Annotated in this window: 11 protein-coding genes; 5 read left to right on the plus strand and 6 right to left on the minus strand. The window is 66.9% G+C overall.

The annotated features are described in order from the left end of the window. Positions 1-69 precede the first annotated feature (69 nt). The 4 genes from WAN02_RS09135 to WAN02_RS09150 form a co-directional block, all read right to left on the minus strand. Positions 70-1,284 (minus strand): hypothetical protein, encoded by a 1,215-nt coding sequence (locus WAN02_RS09135; protein WP_422263834.1) that lies wholly within the window; start codon positions 1,282-1,284, stop codon positions 70-72. Continuing rightward, positions 1,281-2,465 (minus strand): 16S rRNA (cytosine(1402)-N(4))-methyltransferase RsmH, encoded by a 1,185-nt coding sequence (gene rsmH / locus WAN02_RS09140; protein WP_422263835.1) that lies wholly within the window; start codon positions 2,463-2,465, stop codon positions 1,281-1,283. Before rsmH ends, WAN02_RS09135 begins: the two co-directional genes overlap by 4 nt. Continuing rightward, complete coding sequence (gene mraZ / locus WAN02_RS09145) at positions 2,440-2,871, minus strand: division/cell wall cluster transcriptional repressor MraZ (protein WP_422263842.1); 432 nt, start codon at positions 2,869-2,871, stop codon at positions 2,440-2,442. Before mraZ ends, rsmH begins: the two co-directional genes overlap by 26 nt. A 294-nt stretch (positions 2,872-3,165) precedes the next feature. Beyond that, on the minus strand, positions 3,166-3,567 hold the full coding sequence (locus tag WAN02_RS09150) for a DUF3040 domain-containing protein (protein ID WP_422263836.1): 402 nt from the start codon (positions 3,565-3,567) through the stop codon (positions 3,166-3,168). Positions 3,568-3,783: 216 nt separating this feature from the next. Between WAN02_RS09150 and WAN02_RS09155 the strand changes: the two genes are divergently transcribed. Continuing rightward, a complete protein-coding gene (locus WAN02_RS09155) occupies positions 3,784-4,383 on the plus strand; it encodes a GNAT family N-acetyltransferase (protein WP_422263837.1) in 600 nt (199 codons plus the stop codon). A gap of 112 nt (positions 4,384-4,495) precedes the next feature. Then, the gene (locus WAN02_RS09160) at positions 4,496-5,140 is read left to right on the plus strand and encodes an LppM family (lipo)protein (protein WP_422263843.1); all 645 of its coding nucleotides are present in this window, start codon (positions 4,496-4,498) and stop codon (positions 5,138-5,140) included. A gap of 13 nt (positions 5,141-5,153) precedes the next feature. On the opposite strand, the gene WAN02_RS09165 is transcribed toward WAN02_RS09160, so the two are convergent. After that, positions 5,154-6,044 carry a mycobacterial-type methylenetetrahydrofolate reductase gene (locus WAN02_RS09165; RefSeq protein WP_422263838.1) on the minus strand — a complete coding sequence of 297 codons (891 nt, stop codon included), beginning with the start codon at positions 6,042-6,044 and terminating at the stop codon, positions 5,154-5,156. 258 nt (positions 6,045-6,302) lie between these two features. Between WAN02_RS09165 and idsA2 the strand changes: the two genes are divergently transcribed. Next, positions 6,303-7,352: a bifunctional (2E,6E)-farnesyl/geranyl diphosphate synthase gene (gene idsA2 / locus WAN02_RS09170; protein ID WP_422263844.1), complete on the plus strand. Its 1,050-nt coding sequence runs from the start codon at positions 6,303-6,305 to the stop codon at positions 7,350-7,352. A gap of 5 nt (positions 7,353-7,357) precedes the next feature. Continuing rightward, positions 7,358-8,872, plus strand: a complete 1,515-nt coding sequence (locus WAN02_RS09175) for an alpha-(1->6)-mannopyranosyltransferase A (protein ID WP_422263839.1) — start codon at positions 7,358-7,360, stop codon at positions 8,870-8,872. Between the two features lie 8 nt (positions 8,873-8,880). On the opposite strand, the gene WAN02_RS09180 is transcribed toward WAN02_RS09175, so the two are convergent. Further along, complete coding sequence (locus tag WAN02_RS09180) at positions 8,881-9,285, minus strand: Rv2175c family DNA-binding protein (RefSeq protein ID WP_422263840.1); 405 nt, start codon at positions 9,283-9,285, stop codon at positions 8,881-8,883. 88 nt (positions 9,286-9,373) lie between these two features. Between WAN02_RS09180 and WAN02_RS09185 the strand changes: the two genes are divergently transcribed. Continuing rightward, positions 9,374-10,200, plus strand: an 827-nt coding sequence (locus WAN02_RS09185) for a protein kinase domain-containing protein (protein WP_422263841.1), incomplete at its 3' end; no start/stop codon positions are given.

Below are 10,200 nucleotides of genomic sequence, written 5' to 3' on the forward strand. Positions count from 1 at the left end.
CCTTTGCCCGACTTTGCTTGCGGGGCTGCGTCTGTCGTAGTGATCTGCCGCCCGGCCGGTGCGCGCGATTCACCGTGGAGCGCCGGGCGTCGTGACCGTCAGGGGACCGAACTGCTCACCAAGGAGAGGTCCGGTGGGCACGACGTGATGGGGCACGCCTGGGACGCCGGCCGGGGCCGGCCCGGCAGGCGGGGGCACCGGTGCAGCCAGCGGAACGGGCGCGACGATCGGGGGCGCGGCCGGAGCGGGCGGTACCGCTGGCGCGACGACGAGCGGGGGCATGATCGGCGCTGCGGGCGCCAACCCGGGCGCTGGGGGCAATCCCGGTGCTATCGGCATTCCGGGTGCTATCGGCATTCCCGGTGCTATCGGCATTCCCGGCGTGGCCGCCGGCCCCGCACCCGGCAGCGGCAGCGGGCCGTCAGGCACCGGAATATGCTGCGGCCCCAGTGTGGTGGCGCCGTCGGGGGTGCGAACCATGGCGTCGGGACCGGGCGCCAACGGGACCAGCGGAGCACCGTTGCCGGGCAGTACCAACGAGGGCACCTCAACCGAATTCACCGGCGGCGCTTTGGGCGTTGGCTGTTCGTCGGGCAGCTTGCTGTTCAGCGGCGGTGGCGGAACACCTTGCGCGGGCTTGGGAGTACCCACCACGACCCAGTTCCCCGCGGGATCCTGCACCAGATGCGCGGTGTCCCGGGTCGGGATCATGCCAAGGCCGCGCGCCGCCTCGGCCAGGGCCGGAGCGGCCTGCGCCTCCTGAACGTCGCGTTCGAGCGCTTCCTTCTGCTGCTGCAGCAACTCGGTGCGCTGCCGGGCGCTGCCCAGCTGATAGGAGCGCTCGGCGGCGGCGGTGGACAGCCACAACGTGAGAGCGAGCCCCGCGCCGAGCGAGCCGATGACCAGTACGACGAACGGGACTTTGGCTGCCAGAGTCTGCGGGCGCACATCGATCGACGCGAGCCGGTTGAGCAGGCGTTCCCGCAATGGGGTCCGAACAACCTTGGGCTTCTTGGCCTTCCGCGCCTTCGCCCGCGCCTTGGCCTGAGTGGCGGTCTTCGGTCGGGCCGGTCGTTCGACGGGCCGCGCCATCGGCGAGGTCTGCGGCGCGGATCGCGATCCACGTGGCTCACGGGCCGGCGCGGTAGCTTTCCCGGCGCGAGGGCGAGTGCGGCGTGCGGCGGTCGGCTCGGCTGCTGGACGCCCCGCCTTCCGGGAAGCGTTGCTCTGCCCGCGACGACGGTCGGCGGTGCGGGGCGGTTGCGCATCGCGCTTGGCCTTCATGAGCCTCCCTCCGATTCCACACGTTGTAGCGCGCGCAGTCGCACGGCGGCACTGCGCGGATTCTGCTCGATCTCGGCGGCGTCGGCACGTTCGGCGCCGCGGGTCAGCAGCCTGAATTTCGGTGCATGCCCAGGCAATTCGACCGGGAGCTCGGTCGGCGAGCTGGACGTGCTGACGTCGGCGAACAGTCGCTTGACGATGCGGTCCTCCAGCGATTGGTAGGCCATCACCACGATGCGCCCGTCGACGGTCAGCGCATCCAGCGCCGGCGGCAGGGCGTCGCGCAACGCGTCCAGCTCACTGTTGACCGCGATGCGCAGGGCCTGAAACGTCCGCTTGGCCGGATGCCCACCGGTCCGCCGGGCCGGCGCCGGAACCGCTTGGTAGATAACCTCTACCAACTCGCCGGTCGAGGCGAACGGCGAGTGCGCGCGGCGCCGGACGATGTGCGATGCGATGCGGCGGGCCAGCTTTTCCTCTCCGTAACGACGCAGGATGTCGGTCAGCACGGACTCGTCGTAGGTGTTGAGGATCTCGGCCGCGGTCAACGATGACGTGGGATCCATCCGCATGTCCAGCGGCGCGTCCTGCGCGTAGGAGAAGCCTCGCTCGGTCCGGTCGAGCTGCATCGACGAGACACCGAGGTCGAAGAGCACGCCGTCGACGGATTCGGTTGAGCAATAGCCTGATTCGGCGAGTGCGGTGTCGATCCCGTCATACCGGGTCTGTACCAGGGTGAGCCGGTCGGCGAAACGAGACAACCGCCGGCGGACGATGTCCAACGCGGTCGGGTCGCGGTCGATGCCGATCAGACGCAGCCCGGGCAGTTCACTGAGGAACCGCTCGGCGTGCCCGCCGGCACCGACGGTCGCGTCGATGAGCACTGCGCCCGATCCGTCGGGATGGTGGCGCGTCAATGCCGGGCGCAGCAGTGCGAAGCAGCGGTCGAGCAGAACGGGCACGTGGCCGAATTCGCCAGTGGCGTCAGCCATGACAACACCTTCCCGACGAGTGGCTTGGCTGGCGACTCGAGGACCCAAACCGGCGACCCGCCCGGCCGGTGCATCGAGGTCCCTGTCCGATGGCACGAACCTGGCGTTGGGGAAGTACGTCAGGGTCGGTTCGGACAGAGGCCACGATGCACGGGCACGCGCCTTAGATAATGTCGCCGAGTGCTTCATCGCTGGCCGCGGAGAAGTTCTCTTCGTGGGTCTCTTGGTATTGCTGCCAGGCCTGCGCATCCCAGATCTCCAGGTATTCAATCGATCCGATCACGACGCAATCCTTGGAAAGGTTCGCGTAGCGGCGGTGATCGGCCGACAAGGTGATCCGGCCCTGGGCGTCGGGATGCTGTTCGTCGGTGCCGGCGGCCAGGTTCCGCAGGAAGGCTCTGGCGTCCGGGTTGCTTCTCGAAGTCTGACTGGCCTTACGAGCGAGTTCCTCGAACGCCACTCGTGGGTAGACGGCGAGGCTGTGGTCTTGGCTCTTGGTGACCATCAATCCCCCTGCCAATGCGTCGCGGAACTTGGCGGGCAACGTGAGCCGCCCTTTGTCGTCGAGCTTTGGCGTGTAGGTGCCGAGAAACATCTGGCTACCTCCATGCCCTTCGACTTCCGCCACGATACCCCACTATCCCCCACTTCGCTCCATTTAACGACACGAATGTCACCGATTGATGTCGTTTCAGCAGGTTCTCGGCCACCACGATGGCACCCCGGGATCGAGCGGGTGTGCAGAACAGCTAGAGAACTAGCTCTTGAGCTGCAGCTATTGCCTTGGTGGGGCGTGGTGGGGCCATCTTGGCGGACATTGTCGGCAAGCCGCTGGCAGCGGGTACAAAAAAGGGCAGCCAGCCGGCTGCCCTTTTTTCCGTTGCGGACCCTACTCCTCGAAGCGACGGCGGAACCGATCTTCCATCCGGCTGGTGAACGATCCGCCGGCACTCTTGCCGCGGCGCTGACGTGCACCAGTCGAGGGTCCGGGGCGCTCACCCCGGCGGCCGAGTCGCGGGCCGGTGATGGCAAAGACCACGCCGCCGAACATCACGATGAAACCGACCACGGACAGCGCCGGGAAGGTTCCGATCATGGTGGCCTTAAACGCCACCCCGGAAACCAGCATGGCGAGTCCGAGCAGGAACAATCCCGCACCCTGCAACCGTCGCCGCGCCGTCGGGGCGCGCAACCCGCCGCCCCGAACGCTCGAGGCGAATTTAGGGTCCTCGGCATAGAGAGCGCTCTCGATCTGGTCGAGCATCCGCTGCTCATGATCGGAGAGTGGCATTCGTCCCTCCTTGCCAAGAACCTGTCACGTTAATACCGATAGCACGCCTACGCCCGCTGCGGGGGCGACTAATAAGAATGATACGAGGTCAATCTGCGCGTTACCACCGCTTCTCCCGCTGATTGTAATCGCGACCGGTCCGCGATCAACGCACCGCCGCCCCGCCCGATAATGGGATGGCGCACTGCACTGGACGACTGAGGAGGAGACCGCACGTTGGCGACATTCCTCATCAACCTGCCGCCACAGGACATGCAGCGACGACTTTCCGATGCCTTGGGCGTCTACGTCGACGCCATGCGCTACCCACCCGGGACCGAGAATCAGCGCGCCGCGATGTGGCTCGAGCACACCCGGCGGCGCGGCTGGCAGGCTGTGGCAGCCGTCGAAGTCGAGGAGTCGGGTGGGTCCGCGCCGTCGTCCGACGAGCTGAGCGACGCTCCGTTGCTGGGCGTGGCCTACGGGTACTGCGGCGCCCCAGATCAGTGGTGGCAGCAGCAAGTCGTGGCCGGCTTGGAGCGCAGTGGCTTCCCCGCCCCGGAGATCAGCAAGCTGATGACCAGCTACTTCGAGCTGACCGAGCTGCACATCCTCCCTCGGGCGCAGGGCCGAGGTCTGGGCGAGGCGCTGGCCCGTCGGCTGCTTTCCGAGCGCAGCGAAGCCAACGTGTTGCTCTCGACCCCGGAGACCCGTGGCGAGGCCAATCGCGCCTGGCGGCTCTACCGGCGACTGGGCTTCCTCGACGTCATCCGCGGCTACCACTTCACCGGCGACCCACGGGCATTCGCGATTCTGGGCCGCGAGCTGCCGCTGTAGTAGCCCCGGTTCCGACCCGGTCTGGCACGATGACCTGGTGCGCGCCAGCGGTATACAGCTCTTGTCCGGGGGTTTCACGGCACGTCATCGGCGTCGCCTGACGGCATTGACGATGCTGCTGCTGGTGATACCCGTGCTGGCCGGCTGCGTGCGGATCAAGGCATCCATCACCATCTCCCCCGACGACCTGGTGTCCGGCGACATCGTCGCCGCGGCCAAGCCACGCAACGACAAAGACCCGGGTCCGCAGCTGGATCCCAATCTGGCGTTCGGCCAGAAGGTCGCGGTGTCCAAATACGACCGCGACGGCTACGTGGGTTCGCAGGCCACGTTTGCCGATCTGACCTTCGCTGAACTGCCGGAACTCGCCCACATGAACTCTGACGCACAGGGCGTGAACCTGTCGCTGCGCCGAGCCGGTGATCTGGTGATCCTGGAAGGGCGCGCGGACCTGACGTCACTGACCGATTCCGAGGCCGACGTGGAGCTGTCGGTCGCCTTCCCCGGATCGGTGACCTCCACCAACGGTGATCGCGTCGACCCGCAAACCGTGGAGTGGAAGCTGAAACCCGGCGTGGTCAGCACGCTGAACGCGCAGGCCCGCTACACCGACCCGAGCACCCGCTCATTCCAGGGCGCAGCGCTGTGGCTGGCTCTGGCGTCGATCGCGGTGGCGGCCGCGGTGGGGCTGCTGGCCTGGTACACCCGGGATCGCTCACCTCGAGTCGCCGAGCCGAGCGACCCGCCGTCCAGCTGATCCGCGTCGACTCTCAGCTCGCCGGCGACCAATAGTCCAGCATCTCGGCGAACGTGTCGAACGCGGCCGCGGAGTTGCCGTAGGTGGCTTCGAGATGCAGGCTCAGCGGGTAGCCCAAGTCGGCCACACCGTCGATCACCCGCTTGTACAGATCGAGAAGCAGCTTGCGCCGTTGCGCCGGTTCGGTGTTCGCCAACGTCGTGACGAACGCCTGCTCCTCGGCGACCGCGGCGTTGCCGGGATCCTGAATGAGCCAATTGATGAAGCCGACCTTCTCCTCAACCTTCGGGACGAAGCCGAACCCCAACAGGATCTCCGGCCGGTGGTCGGTCTTCGTGGCGAACTCGGTCAGAAACCCCACGATCGCATCCGAGTACAGCAGCTGCGTCTGCGCGAACGTCGCACCCTGATCGCACTTGAAGTTCAACCGGCCTACTTCGCCATCGCGGGTGGGGATCAGGATCACGCCGCGGTTGGCCACCAACTCTTGAAAGATCGAGAGGGCGTTGGTCGGCGCGACGCCGGAACCCTCGCCGTCGGCCATCGTCCGCGGCACGCCGACGAAGACGACGCCGTCGATTCCGGCCGCGACCAGATCACCGAGCCGCTGGCGCAATACCGGCTCGTCCATGAAAGCGGTGACCTGGCTGCACAATCCGCGCACCCCGGGCAACTCGGGTTTGATGATCGACCAGAAATCCAGCACGTCGAGCTTCGGCTTCATCTCGATGGGTCGGTCGTCCTCTTCTTCGATCAGCCCGGGCATCATCACGTGCCCGATCCGGCCGTTGATGCCGGATTTCTCGGACAGCTGCAGCACCTTGTGGGCCTCTTCGAGAGCCTGCTCACGACCGCGACCCACGTTGGGCGGCACCATCTCGAGCGCGACCGTGTTCAAAGTCAACGAGCTTCTCCTCATCGAACGACCAGTTCCCCCCGCGGCAGGTCAGATGCCACGAACCCATGTCCCGCCACGCACCACGACAGCATAGTGAGGCTGTCGAAGCGGTCGTCCGGCGACGGTCGACCGCCTCTCGTCAGCGGCCCTGAGGGAGGCAAAAGCCGCTGGACAGCGCCGCGCCGAATAGACTTGGCGGGCCATGATCTCAAGGGACCGGGAAGAGGTGTCGCGCTGAGCGTAGAAGCAGCGGCAACCGTCGAGCTGGCCGACGCCGTGACCGACCAGTTGCGCAGGTACCTGCGTGACCGCCGAACGGATGCGGCGTACATCGGAAGCGACTATGACGCCCTGATCGCCGGCCTGGAGGACTTCGTTCTCGGCGGCGGCAAGCGGCTACGCCCGGCGTTCGCCTACTGGGGCTGGCGGGCGGTGTCGAGCATGGACGCCGACGAACAAGCGCTGCTGCTGTTCTCGGCGCTGGAACTGCTGCATGCCTCCGCGCTGGTGCACGACGACGTGATCGACAGCTCGGCGACTCGCCGGGGCCGGCCGACGACACACATCCAGTTCGCTGCCCTGCATCGCGACCGTCAGTGGCGTGGACCGGCGGATCAGTTCGGGATGTCGGCGGCGATCCTGCTCGGCGATCTGGCGCTGGCGTGGGCCGATGACATCGTCACCGGCGTCGATTTGCCACACGGTGCCCGCAACCGAGTCCACCGGGTCTGGGCCGACATTCGCACCGAGGTGCTCGGCGGCCAGTACCTCGACATCGTTAACGAGGCCAGCGGCGCGGAGTCGATCGCATCGGCGATGGCCGTCAACACCTACAAGACCGCCTCCTACACGGTGTCGCGTCCGTTGCAGCTGGGCGCCGCTGCTGCCGCGGATCGGCCTGATGTCCATGCGCTTTTCCACAAGGTCGGCAATGACCTGGGCGTCGCGTTCCAGTTGCGCGACGACGTGCTCGGCGTGTTCGGCGATCCAGCGGTGACCGGTAAGCCCTCCGGAGACGATCTTCGCTCCGGCAAGCGGACCGTGCTGCTGGCTACCGCCATGGAATTGGCTGACAAGTCAGATGCGCCCGCCGCCAAGCTGTTACGGGACTCAGTTGGCACCGACTTGAGCGATGCCGAAATCGGCCGACTGTGCGACGTGATCGAACGGGTCGGCGCCCTGGCCGCGGTCGAAGACCAGATCGACGCGTTGACCCGCCGGGCGCTCGGCCTGCTCGCTGACGCGCCCATCCACGCCGCGGCCAAGGCCGGACTTTCCGCGCTCGCCAACCTCGCCGCAAAGCGATCGGCCTGACGCACATGTCCATTCCGACGTCTGTTCCGGCTACCGCATCGGCTACCACTGCGCCCGAGCATCTTTCACGACTGCGGGAATTTGCCAGCACCACCGAAGGCCGGCCGGCGCTGCTGGGCTTCCTGGGCGCGGCGCTCATCACCATGGGGGGGCTTGGTGCCGGCAGCACCAAGCAGCACGATCCGGTGCTGGAGACGCTGCACTTGTCCTGGCTGCGTTTCGGGCACGGCTTGGTGCTGTCCTCGGTAGTGCTGTGGATCGGTGTGACGTTGATGCTCAGCGCTTGGCTGTGGCTGGGCCGACGTGTCCTTGCCGGCGACGCGAGCGAATACACCATGGTGGCCAGCGCCGCTTTTTGGCTGGCACCGCTGCTGCTTTCGGTGCCCCTGTTCAGCCGCGACACCTACTCGTATCTGGCTCAGGGCGCACTGCTGCGCGACGGATTCGATCCCTATGCGGTCGGGCCGATCGACAACCCGAATGCCTTGCTGGACAACGTGAGTCCGATCTGGACCATCACCACCGCACCGTACGGTCCGGCGTTCATCATGATCGCCAAGCTGATCACGATGCTGGTCGGCAACCACGTAATCGTCGGGACGATGCTGCTGCGGCTGTGCATGCTGCCCGGGTTCGTGCTGCTGATTTGGGCGACACCGCGGATAGCGCGCCATATCGGTGCGAATGTGCCGATAGCACTGTGGATCTGCGCGCTCAACCCATTGGTGATCATCCATCTGATGGGTGGCGTGCACAACGAGATGTTGATGGTCGGCCTGATGGCCGCCGGAATCGCGCTGACCCTGAATAGTCGCCATATCGCCGGCATCGCGCTGATTGCCGTCGGGGTCGCGGTCAAGGCCACCGCGGGAATTGCGCTGCCGTTCATGGTCTGGGTGTGGATGCGCCATCTGTGCGAACGGCGCGGGTACCGCCCCCTGCGCGCCTTTGCAGCGGCCGCGGGCACGTCAGTGTTGATCTTCGTCGCCGTCTTCGCGGTGCTGTCCGGGGTGGCCGGGGTGGGCCTCGGCTGGCTGACCGCACTGGCCGGTTCGGTGAAAATCATCAACTGGCTGAGCGTCCCGACGGCGGCGGCCAACCTGATCCATGCGGTCGGAGGGTTGTTCTTCTCGGTCAGTTTTTACGCGGTGCTGCAAGTCACCCGCATCGTCGGGATCGCGATCGTCGCGGTGGCACTGCCGCTGCTGTGGTGGCGATTCCGGCACGACGACCGCGAGGCGCTCACCGGCATCGCCTGGGCGATGCTGGTAGTGGTGTTGTTCGCGCCCGCCGCACTGCCCTGGTACTACTCCTGGCCGTTGGCGGTGCTGGCCCCGCTCGCCCAGTCACGCCGGGCGGTCGCGGCGATCGCGGCGTTCTCCACCTGGATCATGGTGATCTTCAAACCCGATGGCGCACATGGCATGTACTCGTGGCCGCATGTTCTACTGGCCACCGCGGTGGCGTTGTTCGCGTGGCGCACCCTGAACCGTCCCGCGGCGGACGAGCGGCCTGCCTGATTCGGCGGTCAGTACGCCATGGCCTGCGCGCGGCGCAGGACTTCGCGAGCTTGGTGGGCGTGTAACGCGTCGACCGGGCGGGCGTTGCTGATCGCCTCGCGTGATCCGTCCCGGGTCACGGTCAGCGATGGGTCGGGAGTGAACAGCCAGCGCACGATTTCGGTGTCGCGGTAACCGCCGTCGCGCAAGACCATCAACAACCCCGGCAGGCTTTTGACGACTTCCCCGGTCGTGGTGAAAAAGATCTGCGGAACCACCACGTCTCCCGCGCGCCGCACCGCGACCAGATGTCCGTCCTTCAGATGCTGCTGCACTTTGGTCACCGGCACCCCGAGCAAATCGGCGACGCCGGAAAGATCGTAGGTCGGTTCGTCGGGTCCCAGAACATCATCCCCGGCCGGAATCCTGCTCACCGAATCAGTGTACGACCGGGCACGCGGCTTGTTCAGCCACTGCGTAAAGGTTTCGGGCGCAGCGCCGGCCGCCGCCTACGATGGGCCCGTGGCTGCAGCGGCGAGCGAAGACGCCCTCGAGGGCGCATTGCTGGACGGGCGCTACCGCGTTGCGACCAAGATCGCCACCGGCGGCACCTCGACGGTGTACCGCGGCCTCGACACGCGTTTGGACCGGCCGGTCGCCCTGAAGGTGATGGACTCCAGCTACGCGGGCGACCAGCAATTTCTGACCCGCTTCCAGCTGGAGGCCCGCAGCGTGGCCCGTCTCAAGGATCCGGGGCTCGTCGCGGTCTACGACCAGGGCCTGGACGCTCGGCACCCGTTCTTGGTGATGGAGCTTGTCGAAGGCGGCACGCTACGCGAGCTGCTGGCCGAACGCGGTCCGATGCCGCCGCACGCCGTCGCGGCGGTGCTGCGCCCGGTGCTGGGCGGGCTGGCCGCCGCGCACCGCGCCGGACTGGTACACCGCGACGTCAAACCCGAGAACGTCTTGATCTCGGATGAGGGCGACGTCAAGCTCGTCGACTTCGGCCTGGTGCGCTCCGTCGCCGAGGCCGGAATCACTTCCACCAGCGTCATTCTCGGCACCGCCGCCTACCTTTCCCCCGAACAGGTCCGTGACGGAGACGCCAGCCCTCGCAGCGACGTCTACGCCGCGGGGATCGTCGCCTATGAGCTGTTGACCGGCCAGACCCCGTTCTCCGGCGACACCGCGCTGTCGGTCGCATATCAACGTCTGGACACTGACGTGCCGGCGCCGAGCAGCGTGATCAACGGAGTTCCCGCCCCATTCGACGAGCTGGTCGAGCGCGCGACCGCGCGCGATCCCGCCGACCGCTACGCCGACGCCCAGGACATGGCCGCGGCGCTGGG

Origin of the sequence: Mycobacterium sp., assembly GCF_049281135.1 — a bacterium.
Lineage (GTDB): Bacteria > Actinomycetota > Actinomycetes > Mycobacteriales > Mycobacteriaceae > Mycobacterium.